Origin of the sequence: Sphingobacterium sp. DR205 (assembly GCF_011064245.1) — a bacterium.
GTDB lineage: Bacteria > Bacteroidota > Bacteroidia > Sphingobacteriales > Sphingobacteriaceae > Sphingobacterium > Sphingobacterium athyrii.
Window position 1 is genome coordinate 2,349,069 of the sequence record NZ_CP049333.1, and the last position, 15,723, is coordinate 2,364,791.

Sequence of the window (15,723 nt, forward strand, 5' to 3'; positions counted from 1 at the left end):
GTTTGTATATTGAATATATTTTTGTGCTAAGATAACAAAATAGCTTTGCTATTTGTTTTTATTTTGACGGGGACTTCAAGGAGAGATTTTCTTTGGAAACATCAACCAAAAATCTTCGGTAGAGAAAATTCTTTCCTAAAAGCATCGGGTAGGTCATTTTGGAGCGATTTCGAAATGAAATCTTGATACTGAAAACCTGGTCGTAAAGTTTTGCTGTAGTTCGGATATAATAACGCTTTTCCTCCTGACCAAATGAACTCTTGACCAGTTTTGATTTGTAAAGCTTTAATTTTAAAACTTTGGTTTCTTCTGTTTCGAAATTGGTAATGAGTTCGCAATGGATCCAGTCCTGACCATCTTCATTGACGATTTTATAGGAGTTACAATGCAAAACCGAGGAAGCAGCGCCGGTATCGACTTTTGCTTCTATGCCAAATATTCCTAATTCAGGTAAATCCAGGGTCTCTTTCCAGCCCACGAGAAGTTTTTCTTTCATTGATACCAAAAGGAATAAATGCACCAATCTTTATCGCATAGATTGGTGCACACTTGTTTTATTCGTAAATAAATTCTCCAAAAGGAGATGTAATCGTTACTTTTTTAGAAGCGGCGTCTTCTACACGACCGATAATTTGTGCCGGAATTCCGAATGACTCCGAAATGGCAATGATATCCGCAGCAATAGCTTCAGGTACATACAATTCCATCCGGTGTCCCATATTGAATACCTTGTACATCTCTTTCCAGTCCGTATTGGATTCTTTCTGTATCAATTCAAAGAGTGGCGGAATTGGGAAAAGATTGTCTTTGATGACATGTACATTGTCCACAAAGTGCAACACTTTAGTCTGCGCTCCACCTGAACAATGCACCATTCCGTCAATCTGAGAACGGTACTTATCCAAAATATTTTTGATGACCGGGGCATAGGTACGTGTCGGTGAAAGGACGAGTTTACCCGCAGTGACTGTTTCGCCTGTTTCCACGGTGATGCCATTGGTTAAATCCTGACTCCCCGCAAAAACAAGTTCATAAGGGACAGCCGGATCGTAAGCCTCCGGATATTTTTCCGCTACTTTTTTGTTAAAGACGTCATGACGTGCTGAGGTTAAGCCATTGGAGCCCATACCGCCATTATAAGCTTTTTCATAACTTGCTTTTCCATTGGACGCCAAGCCGACGATTACGTTGCCCCCTTTAATCCGGTGATTTGAAATCACATCCTCCCGTTTCATCCGGCATGTAACTGTACTATCAACTATAATTGTGCGTACCAGATCGCCAACGTCAGCAGTTTCGCCACCGGTAGAATAAATACCGATACCCAAATCACGAAGTTCAGCCAATATTTCTTCTGTACCATTGATGATTTCTGCAATAACTTCTCCGGGAATAAGATTTTTGTTTCTTCCGATTGTAGAGGACAGTAGAATATTATCGATCGCTCCAACACAGAGTAAATCGTCTATATTCATAATGATAGCGTCTTGTGCAATACCTTTCCAAACCGAAATATCTCCAGTTTCTTTCCAATAGACATAGGCTAGCGAAGACTTGGTACCGGCACCATCAGCATGCATTATATTGCACCAATCCTGATCTCCACCCAAAATATCGGGAATGATTTTACAGAATGCTTTGGGAAACAGACCCTTGTCGATATTTTTTATCGCATTGTGCACATCCTCTTTTCCAGCGGATACACCTCGTTGATTGTATTTTAAATCTGACATCTTAGCGCAAAAATAAGCAATAGCGCTGAATTAACGAACCTTATTTATGTAATTTAATCACTTATGATCGTACGCCAATGCGTGACGAGTTGTTCGAAGTTTGTTTTTGCATTTGCAGGACTTGTACTGGGGAGGCATAGGTAGCGTATGTTCTCTTTTTCGTCAAAATACTTCGTATACAATTTATACGCTTTTTGCCCATTAAAGACTACGAGTTTGATCCCCGGATTTGCCTCCAGGAGCGCGATGATTGGATTGGGGCTTTCATCTTTGATCGCTAAATCCATACTGCCCGGACGGGATGCTTCCGCACAGACGTCCCACAGACCTATGCCGTTGTCAAGCAGCAGATTTACTTTATCAATATAGTCTGTCGTATTTGGACTATCATACAAATGTCTGATCACTTTCCAGAAACGATTTTGTGGATGCGCATAATATTCATTTTGCTCCAATGATCTGTCACCCGGCAAAGATCCGAGGATAAGCGTTTTGGTATTGGCGTTCACAAGTGGTAAAAAGGACCTTTTGAGCATAATCAAAAATAACAATAATAATTTTGGCTTTGAAATAAGAATTATTTTTTGCTATATTTATGATATTAAAATGATATCAAATATATATTAACAAATTATGGAAAAATTGATTAAACCTATGTCGGGCTATTTAGCCTTGTTAATTGCAGTAGCTTCTTTTATAGCTGCCATATTTTCATTTGCCAACGTCGAGGAAAGTTCGCTGTATGTTGTACTTGGCGTCATTCTGATGATCGGAACATTTTTTATCCTGAAGGGATTAATGATTATTAATCCAAATCATTCACGTGTTTTGAATTTCTTTGGTCGATATGTGGGTACTGTAAAAGAGAACGGTTTGTTTTTTGTCAATCCACTGTATTCTACAATCAAGATCAGTTTACGTTCCGACAATCTGCAAGGACAGACATTAAAGGTAAACGATAAGATGGGCAATCCGATTGAGATCGGCGCTGTTATCGTATGGCAGGTAGGGGATACCTATAAAGCTGCTTATGATGTCAGTAACTATACCTCCTATGTACGTACGCAGAGTGAAGCAGCAGTACGGCATCTTGCGGGAAGTTTTCCTTATGATAACCTGGAGGATGAGGGAGCGGAGATCACTTTGCGTGAAGGTGGCGATACGGTGAATCATATCCTTGAGCAGGAACTTGCCGATCGTCTTGCACCTGCAGGAGTAATTATTAAAGAGGCGAGAATCAGCCATCTGGCTTATGCATCCGAAATTGCCGGTGCGATGCTACAAAGACAACAAGCTGCGGCCATTGTTGCCGCGCGCTCTAAAATCGTGGATGGTGCTGTGGGAATGGTCGAAATGGCACTCAAAAAGCTATCTGAAAAAGATATCGTAGAATTGGACAACGAGAAAAAAGCGGCTATGGTCAGCAATCTAATGGTGGTGCTCTGTGGAGAAAAAGCCGCGACACCAATTGTAAATACCGGTACTTTGTACCAATAAACTGAATGAAATGGCAGATAAAAAGAACTTTATGTTGCGGCTTGACGATCAAATGTACAAAGCATTGGAAAAATGGGCTGCAGATGAGTTTAGGAGTGTTAACGGGCAGATCGAATATCTTTTACATAGAGCGCTGCAAGAAAATAAAAGATGGAGTGCGGAGAAAAAGTCTGCTGATAAAAAATAAAGAATCAGAAAGTAAAAATGTACCTTTGGCTTCGCTTCAAACGAAGTAAAAGGTACATTTTTTGTTATATAATTTAAAGAAATAAGATATGGTGATCAATCCAATCTACAATTTATTGGTCGTAAGCACAAGTACCATTCATGGCAGCGGATTTCTCGATTACATTAAAGAAGATTTTGTGAAATTTATCGCTTCCGATGAGTTGCTGTTTATTCCCTTCGCCAGACCATCCGGAATATCTTTTGATGCGTATACGGCCAAGGTTCAGGAAGCTCTTGATGATAAAAATATAAAAGTTACCGGATTGCATGAGTTTCAGAACAAGAAAAAGGCCATTCAGGAAGCAAAAGCAATCTTTGTCGGTGGCGGTAATACTTTCTTGCTGTTGAAGACATTGTATGATTTGGATCTTGTACATCAATTGCGCGTCCAAGTAAGCAAAGGAACTCCTTATGTAGGCACTTCTGCTGGATCTAATTTGACCGGATTGACCATTGGCACAACAAACGATATGCCTATTGTTTATCCGCCAAGTTTTGACGCGTTGGGATTTCTCCCTTTTAATATTAATCCACATTTTTTGGATCCGGACATGAATTCGACCCATAAAGGAGAAACACGGGAAACCCGTATTCAGGAATTTCATCAATTTAATTCACAACCCGTAATTGGACTACGGGAAGGTAGTTGGCTAAAAGTAAATCAAGGAGAAATAAAATTGGAGGGAACGTTGACAGCCCGTTTATTTCGACCGGAAAGTGAAGCTGTGGAGCTTGCTCCCGGATTAATTAATTTTTAAGATTTTGTAAAATCTGCACTGTTTTCGTAGCTTAACAATAAATCGAAAGCGGTCAGCAGCCTATTTTAGATCTAATAGTGCCTTTCCTTCTTAAAAAATACTTTTGTAGATGATTGGATATCATACAAAATAAGCTACTTTTGCGCTAAATCCATTAAAATATTCTTCCAATGGAACAAAATTCAGCATTGCACCCAGCCGATATTGCGGAAGAAATATCGCGTCTAACTAAAGGTGAGCAACATCAACATTTTATGGACTATCCTTTAGAGGATAGATTGGAAATCTTTTCATTTTTGGAAGTAGATGTCCAATACACATTGATTAAATCAATGACCGAGCAGGAATTGTCCGAATTGCTGAATAACCTTAAGCCGGATACGCGAAACGAGTTGCTTTCTGAGCTACCGGATGATCTGATCAAATATTTGATCAATCTCTTGAACGAGCGTGAAAAGCAGATGGCGCTGGAGTTGATCGGATATAAAGAGGACAGTATTGCCCGTCTAATGACACCCATGTATGTACAGGTACGTCCCTATTATACGGTGGATGATGTTTTTCGGCATATTAAAGTCTTCGGAAGAAAGGCTGAGACACTCAATTTCATTTATGTCGTTGATGAGAAGAATGTTTTGATTGATGATTTGAAGATCGGTCAATTGCTATTGTCTGATGGTTCCACAAAGATTTCGGATCTAATTGACTATAATTTTGCAGCAATTAAAGCCTCAACTCCGATGGAGGAGGCTTTCGAAATCTTCCAAAAATACGATCGAAGTGCCTTACCTATTATTACCGAAGCGGGTGTATTGGTTGGGATTGTGACCTTTGATGATGTGCTGGACCGGATCGAAGACCGTGACACAGAAGATATTCAACGATTTGGAGGGATGGAAGAGCTGGATCTGGCTTATACAAAGACGCCATTACTTCAGTTAGTACAAAAACGGGCCGGATGGCTTATTATATTATTTTTCAGTGAGATGCTTACCGCTTCTGCCATGGGTTTCTTTGAAGGGGAATTGGAAAAGGCGGTTGTATTGGCGTTGTTTGTTCCGCTGATTATTTCCAGTGGTGGAAATTCGGGCTCGCAGGCTGCCTCACTTATTATTCGTGCCATGGCCTTGGGTGAATTGAAACTCAAGGACTGGTGGTATGTCATGAAAAGGGAAGTTTCTTCGGGACTGATTTTGGGCAGTATATTGGGCGCCATTGGTTTTCTTAGGATATTGGCCTGGCATTTTCTTGGTTTATATGACTATGGCCCTTATTGGATTGCAATAGGTCTTACTGTGGCGGTTTCGTTGGTGTTTATCGTGTTATGGGGAACTTTGTCGGGTTCATTTATTCCTTTTATTCTACGTCGATTCGGTTTGGATCCAGCCACGGCATCGGCACCTTTTGTGGCCACTTTGGTTGATGTCTCCGGCTTGATTATTTATTTTACCGTTGCAGCGTTCTTTTTGCAGGGCAAATTATTGTAGGCCTGTTTGAAAAAAAATAGCGATGAAAAGCATAAAATCAGGGACTGATTTTATGCTTTTTTTATGGACTGAGTTACAGATTCAATCTTCGGTACAATTTTTCTTTAATTCCCCCTTTTTGAGCGACATAAATTCCTTTTTTTCCAGAAAATATAAATGCGGCTATGCAAGCAATTGCTATAAAAACGACAGGTTGAAAACCAAAAAGCTCATAGCCCATAATGATACAGGCCAGTGGCGTATTTGTGGCGCCTGAGAATACGGCAACAAAGCCCATGGCGGCCAGCAGCCCTAAAGGGAGCGGGATAACCGTACTCAGCGCACTGCCAAGCGTAGCTCCAATAAAAAATAATGGGGTCACTTCACCGCCTTTAAAGCCAGCAGAAAGCGTAAATGTGGTTAGCACCAATTTGATGAGGAAATCATAATAATCCGAAGGATTGTTAAAAGCTTCCTGTATCATTGGAATACCCAAGCCGATATATTTTGTGCTTTTTAGCGATACCACCGTAATCACGATGATAATACCACCGATAACGGGTCTGAATAGCGGGGATCTGATCTTTTTAAATTGGGCGCTGAAAAAGTCTCCCGTGAAAGTAAACAACCGGGCTGCCGCGCCGAATAAAATCCCGGCAATCAGGCTAAGGCCAATATTGCTTAAAGATATTGCGGGGATACTATCATGTATAGGATAATGTGTGTGCGGGATATTCCACAACTGACAACTAAAGTGTGCAATATAGGCTGTGAGCATGCAGGGGAGTAGCCCAAAATATCTTTTTTTGCCAATGAGGAGAACTTCAAGGCCAAAGACGGCTCCGGCAAGTGGGGTGCCAAAGACGGCGGCAAAACCTGCTGTAATGCCAATGGATATCAAGATACGACGTTCGGTTTTGCCGAAATTAAACCAACGGTTGAGTTGGTCGGATATTGCCCCGCCAATCTGGACCGCCGTTCCCTCACGTCCGGCCGATCCCCCAAACAGATGGGTGAGCAAAGTTCCGAATAAGACAAGAGGTGCCATGATGAGCGGTATCCGGCGCTGTGGATAAAGGTATTCTTCAATCAGGAGGTTGTTCCCTTTACTGGAGGGATTACCCCAACGCTGATAGGATAAGGCAATGATCAGACCCGCAAGCGGTAATCCGTAGATAATCCAGGAATTGTTTTCTCTATATGCGGTGACCCAATTCAGCGAAAAAAGAAAGAATGCGCAGATTGACCCAACGCTAAAGCCTACCATACAGCAGGTAATCAGCCATTTGGAAATGAAATAAAACTTGTTTTGCGCTGTTTGATTTGAAGTTTTGATAGCCATAAGTCTACTCATATAAAATCTGTTGTTTTTATACTAAAAGTAGACGTCATCAGCTTATTAGGGCGGTTTTGGGCAGACATCATTGCCACTATGTTATGCAAAGTTATAAAAAACGAATGATAATTGCAATCCAGCCCATTATCATGAGTAATCCTCCTAAAGGAGTGATGGGGCCAAGAAACTTCAGGTTTTTTTTCCAATACTCCGCAAAGGAAAGAAAATAAATACTTCCTGAAAACAATAATGTGCCCGAGGTAATTAGGTAATAGGCTACCCGTTCGGACTGATAGTCAAAGGACAGGTTTAGTCCGAGAACCAATAACGTGATGGCTGCATACATTTGATATCGAACGCCTACCTCAAACGAATCCAGCTTTTCAGCCGATAGAATTTTTTTGAATGCATGTGCGCCAAATGCACCTAATATAATGGCCAGAGCGCCCAATAATGCAGCGGTAATGATTACAATGTGATTCATAAATATTATTTATTTAAGAACTGATTTAGTCATGTCTATGTGGAGAATCCCGTAGTCAGGATAAGGTTCGGAATTTTGTTCAAATCCTAATTTCTCATAGAATGACTTTAAGTGAAATTGGGCACCGATTTGAATATCCTGCGTTCCGAACGCTTCTAGCGTAGCGGCGATGGATTTATGCATCAGCAGCTGGCTTAAGCCTGTTCCTCGCGTCTCCTTCGCAACAATTACACGCCCTATGGACGCTTGTGGGTATGAAATTCCTGGCGGAACCAAACGGGTATAGGCGACAATCTCTCCATCCTTTTCCGCCCAAAGATGTCGGCAGACATAATCTTTATCATCCAGTTCCGGATATAAACACGCTTGTTCCAGCACAAAAACCTCCGTACGCAATTTTAAAAGGCGGTACAGTTCCCGGTTCGTCAGTTCGTCAAAATTCTTAAGTTTCCAATTATAATCCATGATGGTTAATGAAGAGGGACAAATCGAGTTACCGACCCTACCGCAGGAGCAATTGGTCGGTAACTCGATTGATGTTATGTTAATGGGGTGATTACGCCAATAGGCTTTTTACGACCTCAGAGATTGTCTTCCCGTCGGCTTGACCAGCTAATTTTTGATTGGCAGCACCCATTACTTTTCCCATTTCCTTAATGGATGAAGCGCCGGTCTCTGCAATGATTGCTTTGATAACGGACTCTACTTCCTCTTTGCTCATTTGTTTAGGAAGGTAGGCTTCGATCACTTTTTCTTCTTCTACCTCAATTTGATAAAGATCTTCACGGTTTTGATTCTTATAGATTTCAGCCGATTCACGGCGTTGTTTTACCAGTTTTTGTAAAACTTTAATTTCTGCTTCCTGATTTAGCTCTTCTGCATGACCTTTTTCAGTTTTAGCAAGAAGAATAGCTGCTTTGATGGCACGTAATCCACGCAATGTTGCGGTGTCTTTTGCGATCATTGCCGCTTTAATGTCTTGATTTATTTGTGTTTCTAATGACATGATGTTTTAATTATTTTCGATTGACAATCGTGCCCGTAGCCTGAGCTGTGGGCATTATTAATAGATCGTTGATGTTCACATGCGCCGGTCTAGTGATGACAAAAAGTATTGTTTCAGCGATGTCGGTTCCGGTGAGGGGCTGTACGCCTACATAGACGTTTTTTGCCCGTTCCTTGTCGCCATGAAAACGAACTTCGGAGAACTCTGTCTCGACCATTCCGGGATCAATGGAACTAACTTTTATGCCTTTGGAAAGCAGGTCGATACGCATTGCTTTTGTTAACGCGTCGACGGCATGTTTTGTCGCACAGTACACATTACCATTGGGATAAACCTCTTTTCCGGCTATAGATCCTAAATTGACGATATGTGCCCCATTTTCAGTATCCATGAGTGGGATAACTGCTTTGCTCACATAAAGCAAGCCCTTGACGTTGGTATCGATCATTCTGTCCCAGTCACCGATATCGCCATCCTGAATAGGATCCAGACCTTGACTAAGTCCGGCATTATTAATCAACACATGGATTTTTTTCCATTCATGCGGCAAACCATCTATTTGATTCTGGACCTGCTCTGAATCTCTGACGTCTAATTCAAAGGTATGAATTTTGATATCCGGATAGGTTGAACTCAGTTTTTCCTTTAATTCATCCAAACGATTTAGTCTGCGGGCACAAAGTAAAAGATTGTAGCCTTCCTTCGCCAATACTTCAGCACAGGCCTGGCCAATACCTGAACTTGCTCCTGTGATGAAAACTGTCTTTCTCATATATGTTACTAGTTGAAATATTAAAACTCGATATTGACCGTCTTTTTATGCTAAAATGTAGCTGTGGAATCGTTTATTGACTTATTTTGTAGCGATATAAATCGTACAGATACCGAACGTCTGGGGTTTTACAATCGTTTGGTCAAAGCCAGCCTTTTTATTTATAGCAACAAATTTCTGTCCATCGGGAAACTGAGCAACAGATTCCGGTAGATATTCGTAAGCACTGGCATCTTTTGAAAAGAACTTTCCAATAGTCGGTGTTACATATTTGAAGTAAAAATTATAGAGTTGTTTTATTGGGAATTTTTTTGGATTTGAAAACTCCAAAATAACGGCTTTGCCACCCGGTTTCAATACTCGGTAGATATCGGACAGTCCCCTTTCTAAGTTCTCAAAATTGCGGACACCAAATGCAACGGTCACGGCGTCAAAAGTATTGTCATCAAATTGAAGCCTCTCCGAATCGCCTAATTGTACTTCAAATTGATTTTCCAACCCTTTGTTTGCGATTTTCTTTTTAGCAACATCAAGCATACCCTGCGAGATATCAACCCCAATGATTTTTTTTGGGTTCAATATTTTGATGGATTCCAATGCAAAATCCCCAGTTCCGGTTGCCACATCCAGCATCAGTTGAGGTTTGATGGATTTTAAGGCATTGATGGCTTTCTTGCGCCATATAATATCAATCCCCAGAGACATGAAGTGGTTTAAGAAATCGTAGGAATGGGAAATATTGTTGAACATATCCGCGACCTGTTTTTTCTTGCCGTCGTTGGCGTCTTTATAGGGCTTTAATGTTGAAGAATCGTGCGTCATTTTACAAATATACAATATAAGTATATTTTTAATGCTTAAAATGGGATTTGTTTTTCGATTTAAAGCTGAGATTTTTCCTGTCTGATCAAGGAGATGTTATGACAGTCTTTAATAGGAAATAAATGCTGCTATTTTGAATTTGTGGAATTTTGCTTATTCACAATGGTTTAAGTTATCAACACTTTTTAATGTATTGATTTTAAGGGCTTGTTTTTTATTTTCAACATGTTTTCCACATATTGTGTTAATAAGTAGAGTGGTAAAACTGTGTCCTTCAAAGCGTTTTGACAGTTGATGGCTGAACAACTAAATCTGCTGTTTGTAATTCATCCTCGTGGTGAATTTTATTTTTTATACATTTGTTATCCCATCTTAAATTTAAGAGCTGGGAAGCTATATTTCGGATATAATATCATGATGAACGAGAGCAATTTTGAGGCGAATAATACGGATAATAACAAAAGAGGTAATTATGGTGAGCGCCGTACCAAATTAAACAATATGGTAAGCGGCTTAGGGAAGCTACCACCACAGGCGGTAGATCTTGAAGAAGCTGTTTTGGGCGCATTGATGCTTGAGAAAAATGCACTGAGCGAGATTATTGATATTTTAAAACCTGAGTCTTTCTATAAGGAATCGCATCAGAAGATTTTTGAAGCGATATTTGGTTTATTCCAAAAGACCTCGCCGATTGATATTTTGACGGTTACATCCGAGTTGCGGAGAATGGGTGCGCTGGAAATGGTAGGCGGAGCTTATTATATTACGCAACTGACCGACCGCGTAGTTTCAGCGGCTAATATTGAATACCATGCACGGATTATTTCTCAAAAATATATTCAAAGGGAACTGATCAAAGTTTCGACTGAAATTATCAATAGCTCCTACGACGAGACCTCCGATATTTTCGATCTCCTGGACCATGCCGAAAAGAGCTTGTTTGATATTGCACAAAATAACTTGAGAAGAGATTCCCGCAAGATGGACGATATTATGCGTGAAGCCATCTCGAATCTTGAGATGTTACGTGATCGCACGGACGGTCTGACCGGTGTGCCATCAGGGCTAACGGCGCTTGATCGTATGACTTCTGGCTGGCAGCCTTCGGATCTGGTGATTATTGCTGCACGTCCAGCGATGGGTAAAACGGCATTTGTATTGTCTGTCGCGCGAAATGCGGCGGTAGAACACGGTAAAGCTGTAGCAGTATTCTCGCTAGAGATGTCATCGGTTCAGTTGGTTAATCGTCTGATCGCTGGGGAAACTGAAATTGAGCAGGAAAAACTAAAAAAAGGTAACCTCGCAGATCATGAATGGCAGCAATTGCACTCTCGTATCGGACGACTGACAGACGCTCCGATTATCATTGATGATACTCCTGCGCTGAACGTATTTGAATTTAGGGCAAAATGCCGTCGTCTAAAAGCACAATATGATATCCAAATGGTGATTGTCGATTATTTGCAATTGATGCACGGTAAAGCAGAAGGCAAAGGTGGGGGAAACAGGGAACAAGAAATCGGTAGTATTTCCCGTGCTCTGAAATCTGTCGCGAAAGAGTTGAATATTCCAGTTTTGGCCTTGTCGCAATTGAGTCGTGCGGTGGAATCCAGACCTGGAAATAGTAAGCGGCCAATGTTATCCGATTTGCGTGAGTCGGGGTCTATTGAGCAGGATGCCGATATGGTACTTTTCTTATACAGACCAGAATATTATGGTTTGACAGAAGATGAGGAAGGACGTCCGACGGCAGGTGTGGGTGAAGTTATTATTGCGAAGCACCGTAATGGTGAAACAGGGATCGTGCCGCTTCGTTTCGTCGGTAAATTTGTTAAATTTGTCGATCTTGAAGACGAGTTTTCCGGAATGGGTGGGGGTGACGGTTTTGGCGATGCGCCAGCCACATTCTCTGCATCTGCATTGAATCCGTCTCCAAATTTTGGCGACGACTTTGGTGGAGCAGGTTTTAGTGGTGGCATTACCATGCCTTCACGGATGAACGATATGCCTGACGATGCACCATTTTAATATGTAATTTTACACGAGTATCCATAAATGAGAAAGCCGAAATAATACATTTCGGCTTTTTTTAATTCTATTCAATGCATTTTTGTTCTTTTTTTCGATGTGGAATTGATTATTGCAACTAAAATTTATAGGTTACTCCAGCTCCGACGATTTGTCTGATCTGTAATGCGGAGTTTCTTTTTCCGACTTCTTTTCCTTCTTCAATAATCGGAATGGCGGTGTTGTCGTCATAGATCATTTGTACGCCGGCGTTTACGGTAATAAACTTATTGACCTTCATGAATAGATTCGCGGTGTAGTCTATGTCAACATTCTGCGGCTTGTCCAGGTAATTTGAATAGAGTTTTAAAATATTTTCAAAGGAAACATTCTCCATCAGGTTTACTTTGTAGTATGCGTCAAAAGAGGCACCGAACTCGGTTCTTACTTTTTTTCCGGGATCTAGACCATATCGTGTTGAAAGAAGCGTGTCGCTGACGAACACGAATCTTACTGCTGCTGGGGACAGATTGAACCTCAGGTTATCCGATTTTTTGTAGGCAAAACCGGGGCCAAAGCTTAAATATGCCGGAGCTAGGAATCGCGAAATACGTTCTTTCGGAGTTTTTGTATAATCAAATCCATCGGCAAACTGCGTATTAAAATTCAAGAAAAAAGTATATAACCAGTATTGTGAGGCCTGATGCCCCAATAAACTGTTCAATACCAATCTATCATCATTTTTGCGCCAGTCAGATTCTTTTTGAAAAGTTAAACCGTATGCCGCTAGCACCTTGTTGTCCCAGGACCACTTATCTTTTTTATAATTGAAATCATAATTTAAGGTAAGGTTTCCGGAGAATGAATTGACACCCCCCGCCGCCCAATTGGAAAATGAACTTTGGTTAATTAGAAAAGTGTTTTCACCTTTGATCGTCCATATTTTACTGGTGTCTGGAAGAGCTTGCTGACTATAACTTCGAAAGCCAAATAAACATAGTGCAATAAGAAAGATCGATTTAATTTTTTTCATACTAAAAATTTGGTTTTTGTGCATTATTGCGAAAATAATTGTTCTATAACTAAACGAATAATATTGTTTATTGTTTTATAGCTTTTTGTTTACGGATATTTTAAATAAAATTGGAACTTTGGCAACTTATTAGATATTATGAAAATAACGTTGCTTTGTATTGGAAAAACGGATGATAAATACTTGATCGAAGGAATCGACAAATACATCAAAAGACTAAAGTTCTATGTAAACTTTACTATCATGGTAATACCGGATATTAAAAATAGCAAAAGTCTCTCTGAGGAGCAGCAAAAGGACAAGGAAGCTGGATTGATTTTAAAACAATTGCAGCCGCAGGATATGGTCATTTTACTGGATGAATTTGGTAAGGAGTTCCGTTCCCTGGACTTTTCCGCATATTTGGAGAAAATGATGGTCAATAGTGTACAGCATATGGTGTTTATTATCGGTGGTCCTTATGGTTTTGATCAAAAAATCTATGATCGTGCAAATTCCAAAATGTCTTTGTCGAAGATGACTTTTTCGCATCAAATGATCCGTTTATTCTTTACGGAACAGCTTTATCGAGCCTTTTCTATTATGAAAGGCGAACCTTATCATCATGAATAATATGGAAAAAAGTCCGTAACTTCATCATTAATAAAAACAGACTTATGAATTTGCCGAACAAACGTGATTATCACTATAAAAGTGATGAAGGAGAGAAAAATAGCCAATTGAATAAATACATTATGATAGCATGTATCGTTATTGTTATTTTATTGGCAATTTACTTTGCATAATTTGATATCCTCTAATTACGGTAGGAGTAAAAGAATAAATCTCTTACTTAATATCCGTATGGAGGATATCAGCAGATGATTTTAATAAATTTGATTGGAATGTTTAGAGAAGAACGCCTAATTTTTCGGAGAAGGTTGGCCAGTTTTGCGCGTTCTTTTTGGTTCGGTGTTGTTTACAAATCCCCAATTGGTCACATAGAACGATAAGGGATTAATTTCTAATAATTTTTTCATTTTTTCTTTTTTTACCATATAATATTTTATTGTTTCGACTAGATATTGTCAATAATCACGCCAAACTTTAGCTTTATGCCAAATTGCCTTTCGTGATCTGATCGGTTTATCGATATCTGATAAAATAAAATTGGAAGAATAGGAAGGTGGACATAAGACGTAATAAGTAGCCCCACATCGGGGCTACTTATCTTTATTAAATTTACTTTTTGTCTATTTTATATAATCTGCCGAGATCAGTAATGGCATATAGCGCACCATCCTGTCCTTGCGTAATATCTCTGAATCGTTGCCCCTCACTGCCGAGTAAGCGTTCTTCGCCAACCACTTTATTGTCTTTTAAGATAATCCGGGCGATATGGGTACTGCTCAGGCCGCAAATAAAGAGGTTATTCTTCCATTCGGGAATGTTCTGTCCGGTATAAAATGTAATTCCGCTCGGGGAGAGGACAGGGTCCCAATAATAAACAGGTTGCTCAAGCCCATCTTTTTGCTGTATACCTGCGCCAACTTTATCGCCTTTATATTCTATTCCATAGGTAATGGTAGGCCAACCATAATTTTTACCGGCTTGGACCCTATTGAGTTCATCTCCACCACGAGGGCCAAATTCAGTTTCCCATAAATCGCCGGTTTCAGGATGAAACGCAAGTCCCTGCGGATTACGGTGTCCATAGCTGTATATCTCTGGTCGTGCATTTGCTTTTCCTATAAATGGATTGCCGGGTGCCGGTTTTCCATCTTTTGTAATGCGTAAAATCTTACCCAGAGCCGCATTTAAATCCTGAGCCAAAGGTCTGGTGACCAAATCAGAGCGTTCACCGGTAGTAAAAATAATGTTCCCTTCTTTATCGAAAACTATTCGCCCACCATAGTGCAGGTTGCCCTTATGGGCTGGAGTTGCCTGATAGATAACCTTCGCACCCTCGAATGATTTCTCGTCAGCAGAAAGCTTACCTTTGGCAACAGCCGTTAACGTTCCTGCAGGAGTATTGTCCGAAAATACCCAATATACCATTCGGTTTGTTGCAAAATCCGGATCGAGTCTCAATCCGAGCAATCCGCCCTGACCGCTGCTATTCACCGCAGGGAGGCCTTTAATTGGCTCGCTTAATTTCCCGTCGGCACTTGCGATACGCATATCACCTTCTTTTTCTGTGATCAATAATCTACCATCCGGTAGCGCTGCAATGCCCCAAGGGGACTTTAATCCTTCGGCAATAACTTTGCCTTCAAAGGCGGAGGTTGTTTTCGCTCCGGCGATTCTGGTTTGTCCGGCAAAAGCAGGTTTGTAATCCGTATTTGCTTTTTGAGTTTCGACTGGTGGATAGCTAGTCGTATCCGTACCCGGATTTGATGTGCTATCTGAACCGGAATTTGAATTTGCATGATTGGAATTACAGGCGGTCAGGCCTAGTGATATCGTTAAAAGGCTTATTGTCAGTTTGGTTTTCATTGTTGATGACTTATTTTTTTGTCTTATTGTTCCGTTGAAGATATTAAAAATTAATGAAATGCTTTCTGATATCATGTAATAAATTTATCGACATTTATCACAACAT

18 protein-coding genes and 1 riboswitch are annotated in these 15,723 nt (G+C 40.4%); of the genes, 7 read left to right on the top strand and 11 right to left on the bottom strand.

The window, feature by feature from the left end:
• Nucleotides 1-58 precede the first annotated feature (58 nt).
• From G6053_RS09875 to G6053_RS09885, 3 genes are read right to left on the bottom strand one after another with little or no spacing between them, the layout of a single operon-like run.
• On the bottom strand, nucleotides 59-496 hold the full coding sequence (locus G6053_RS09875; RefSeq protein ID WP_165306329.1) for a RimK/LysX family protein: 438 nt from the start codon (nucleotides 494-496) through the stop codon (nucleotides 59-61).
• A gap of 58 nt (nucleotides 497-554) precedes the next feature.
• Nucleotides 555-1,733, bottom strand: a complete 1,179-nt coding sequence (locus G6053_RS09880; protein WP_108632260.1) for an AIR synthase related protein — start codon at nucleotides 1,731-1,733, stop codon at nucleotides 555-557.
• 53 nt (nucleotides 1,734-1,786) lie between these two features.
• Nucleotides 1,787-2,269 carry a DNA-deoxyinosine glycosylase gene (locus tag G6053_RS09885; RefSeq protein ID WP_108632259.1) on the bottom strand — a complete coding sequence of 161 codons (483 nt, stop codon included), beginning with the start codon at nucleotides 2,267-2,269 and terminating at the stop codon, nucleotides 1,787-1,789.
• Between the two features lie 97 nt (nucleotides 2,270-2,366).
• Here G6053_RS09885 and G6053_RS09890 point away from each other — a divergent pair, with 97 nt between their 5' ends.
• The 4 genes from G6053_RS09890 to mgtE all read left to right on the top strand — a co-directional run bounded on the left by G6053_RS09890 (nucleotide 2,367) and on the right by mgtE (nucleotide 5,703).
• Nucleotides 2,367-3,230 (top strand): SPFH domain-containing protein, encoded by an 864-nt coding sequence (locus G6053_RS09890; RefSeq protein WP_165306330.1) that lies wholly within the window; start codon nucleotides 2,367-2,369, stop codon nucleotides 3,228-3,230.
• Between the two features lie 10 nt (nucleotides 3,231-3,240).
• Entirely contained in the window at nucleotides 3,241-3,417 is a 177-nt protein-coding gene (locus G6053_RS09895) for an Arc family DNA binding domain-containing protein (RefSeq protein WP_104382565.1), read from the top strand.
• A gap of 88 nt (nucleotides 3,418-3,505) precedes the next feature.
• Nucleotides 3,506-4,216: a dipeptidase PepE gene (gene pepE / locus G6053_RS09900; protein ID WP_165306331.1), complete on the top strand. Its 711-nt coding sequence runs from the start codon at nucleotides 3,506-3,508 to the stop codon at nucleotides 4,214-4,216.
• A 170-nt stretch (nucleotides 4,217-4,386) separates the two neighbouring features.
• Complete coding sequence (gene mgtE / locus G6053_RS09905; protein WP_108632256.1) at nucleotides 4,387-5,703, top strand: magnesium transporter; 1,317 nt, start codon at nucleotides 4,387-4,389, stop codon at nucleotides 5,701-5,703.
• Nucleotides 5,704-5,776: 73 nt separating this feature from the next.
• On the opposite strand, the gene G6053_RS09910 is transcribed toward mgtE, so the two are convergent.
• The 6 genes from G6053_RS09910 to ubiE form a co-directional block, all read right to left on the bottom strand.
• Nucleotides 5,777-7,036 (bottom strand): chloride channel protein, encoded by a 1,260-nt coding sequence (locus G6053_RS09910; RefSeq protein WP_241254971.1) that lies wholly within the window; start codon nucleotides 7,034-7,036, stop codon nucleotides 5,777-5,779.
• Between the two features lie 21 nt (nucleotides 7,037-7,057).
• A riboswitch (Fluoride riboswitch) is annotated at nucleotides 7,058-7,120 on the bottom strand.
• A gap of 7 nt (nucleotides 7,121-7,127) precedes the next feature.
• The gene (locus G6053_RS09915) at nucleotides 7,128-7,502 is read right to left on the bottom strand and encodes a DUF423 domain-containing protein (protein WP_108632254.1); all 375 of its coding nucleotides are present in this window, start codon (nucleotides 7,500-7,502) and stop codon (nucleotides 7,128-7,130) included.
• 9 nt (nucleotides 7,503-7,511) lie between these two features.
• Nucleotides 7,512-7,967, bottom strand: a complete 456-nt coding sequence (locus G6053_RS09920) for a GNAT family N-acetyltransferase (RefSeq protein WP_206531916.1) — start codon at nucleotides 7,965-7,967, stop codon at nucleotides 7,512-7,514.
• Nucleotides 7,968-8,058: 91 nt separating this feature from the next.
• Nucleotides 8,059-8,508, bottom strand: coding sequence for a GatB/YqeY domain-containing protein (locus tag G6053_RS09925; RefSeq protein WP_108632252.1), 450 nt, complete (start codon nucleotides 8,506-8,508; stop codon nucleotides 8,059-8,061).
• A gap of 10 nt (nucleotides 8,509-8,518) precedes the next feature.
• Nucleotides 8,519-9,280: an SDR family oxidoreductase gene (locus G6053_RS09930; protein ID WP_165306332.1), complete on the bottom strand. Its 762-nt coding sequence runs from the start codon at nucleotides 9,278-9,280 to the stop codon at nucleotides 8,519-8,521.
• A gap of 81 nt (nucleotides 9,281-9,361) precedes the next feature.
• Nucleotides 9,362-10,102: a bifunctional demethylmenaquinone methyltransferase/2-methoxy-6-polyprenyl-1,4-benzoquinol methylase UbiE gene (ubiE, locus tag G6053_RS09935; protein WP_165306333.1), complete on the bottom strand. Its 741-nt coding sequence runs from the start codon at nucleotides 10,100-10,102 to the stop codon at nucleotides 9,362-9,364.
• A gap of 414 nt (nucleotides 10,103-10,516) precedes the next feature.
• Between ubiE and dnaB the strand changes: the two genes are divergently transcribed.
• The gene (gene dnaB / locus G6053_RS09940) at nucleotides 10,517-12,130 is read left to right on the top strand and encodes a replicative DNA helicase (RefSeq protein WP_104382556.1); all 1,614 of its coding nucleotides are present in this window, start codon (nucleotides 10,517-10,519) and stop codon (nucleotides 12,128-12,130) included.
• Between the two features lie 118 nt (nucleotides 12,131-12,248).
• Here the strand turns inward: dnaB and G6053_RS09945 are convergent, their stop codons facing one another.
• Nucleotides 12,249-13,142, bottom strand: a complete 894-nt coding sequence (locus G6053_RS09945) for a DUF3078 domain-containing protein (protein ID WP_165306334.1) — start codon at nucleotides 13,140-13,142, stop codon at nucleotides 12,249-12,251.
• A gap of 138 nt (nucleotides 13,143-13,280) precedes the next feature.
• On the opposite strand from G6053_RS09945, the gene rlmH reads away from it, so the two are divergent.
• Together rlmH and G6053_RS30900 are read left to right on the top strand one after the other, a co-directional pair.
• Nucleotides 13,281-13,754, top strand: coding sequence for a 23S rRNA (pseudouridine(1915)-N(3))-methyltransferase RlmH (gene rlmH / locus G6053_RS09950; protein WP_165306335.1), 474 nt, complete (start codon nucleotides 13,281-13,283; stop codon nucleotides 13,752-13,754).
• Between the two features lie 44 nt (nucleotides 13,755-13,798).
• Nucleotides 13,799-13,927 (top strand): hypothetical protein, encoded by a 129-nt coding sequence (locus tag G6053_RS30900; RefSeq protein WP_262507815.1) that lies wholly within the window; start codon nucleotides 13,799-13,801, stop codon nucleotides 13,925-13,927.
• Nucleotides 13,928-14,363: 436 nt separating this feature from the next.
• On the opposite strand, the gene G6053_RS09955 is transcribed toward G6053_RS30900, so the two are convergent.
• Nucleotides 14,364-15,617: a PQQ-dependent sugar dehydrogenase gene (locus G6053_RS09955; protein ID WP_165306336.1), complete on the bottom strand. Its 1,254-nt coding sequence runs from the start codon at nucleotides 15,615-15,617 to the stop codon at nucleotides 14,364-14,366.
• Nucleotides 15,618-15,723 lie beyond the last annotated feature (106 nt).

Bases quoted from the DNA above. Each gene is read 5' to 3' on its own strand.
- G6053_RS09875 (WP_165306329.1), bottom strand. From the start codon at position 496: ATGAAAGAAAAACTTCTCGTGGGCTGGAAAGAGACCCTGGATTTACCT.
- G6053_RS09880 (WP_108632260.1), bottom strand. From the start codon at position 1,733: ATGTCAGATTTAAAATACAATCAACGAGGTGTATCCGCTGGAAAAGAG.
- G6053_RS09885 (WP_108632259.1), bottom strand. From the start codon at position 2,269: ATGCTCAAAAGGTCCTTTTTACCACTTGTGAACGCCAATACCAAAACG.
- G6053_RS09890 (WP_165306330.1), top strand. From the start codon at position 2,367: ATGGAAAAATTGATTAAACCTATGTCGGGCTATTTAGCCTTGTTAATT.
- G6053_RS09895 (WP_104382565.1), top strand. From the start codon at position 3,241: ATGGCAGATAAAAAGAACTTTATGTTGCGGCTTGACGATCAAATGTAC.
- pepE (WP_165306331.1), top strand. From the start codon at position 3,506: ATGGTGATCAATCCAATCTACAATTTATTGGTCGTAAGCACAAGTACC.
- mgtE (WP_108632256.1), top strand. From the start codon at position 4,387: ATGGAACAAAATTCAGCATTGCACCCAGCCGATATTGCGGAAGAAATA.
- G6053_RS09910 (WP_241254971.1), bottom strand. From the start codon at position 7,036: ATGAGTAGACTTATGGCTATCAAAACTTCAAATCAAACAGCGCAAAAC.
- G6053_RS09915 (WP_108632254.1), bottom strand. From the start codon at position 7,502: ATGAATCACATTGTAATCATTACCGCTGCATTATTGGGCGCTCTGGCC.
- G6053_RS09920 (WP_206531916.1), bottom strand. From the start codon at position 7,967: ATGGATTATAATTGGAAACTTAAGAATTTTGACGAACTGACGAACCGG.
- G6053_RS09925 (WP_108632252.1), bottom strand. From the start codon at position 8,508: ATGTCATTAGAAACACAAATAAATCAAGACATTAAAGCGGCAATGATC.
- G6053_RS09930 (WP_165306332.1), bottom strand. From the start codon at position 9,280: ATGAGAAAGACAGTTTTCATCACAGGAGCAAGTTCAGGTATTGGCCAG.
- ubiE (WP_165306333.1), bottom strand. From the start codon at position 10,102: ATGACGCACGATTCTTCAACATTAAAGCCCTATAAAGACGCCAACGAC.
- dnaB (WP_104382556.1), top strand. From the start codon at position 10,517: ATGATGAACGAGAGCAATTTTGAGGCGAATAATACGGATAATAACAAA.
- G6053_RS09945 (WP_165306334.1), bottom strand. From the start codon at position 13,142: ATGAAAAAAATTAAATCGATCTTTCTTATTGCACTATGTTTATTTGGC.
- rlmH (WP_165306335.1), top strand. From the start codon at position 13,281: ATGAAAATAACGTTGCTTTGTATTGGAAAAACGGATGATAAATACTTG.
- G6053_RS30900 (WP_262507815.1), top strand. From the start codon at position 13,799: ATGAATTTGCCGAACAAACGTGATTATCACTATAAAAGTGATGAAGGA.
- G6053_RS09955 (WP_165306336.1), bottom strand. From the start codon at position 15,617: ATGAAAACCAAACTGACAATAAGCCTTTTAACGATATCACTAGGCCTG.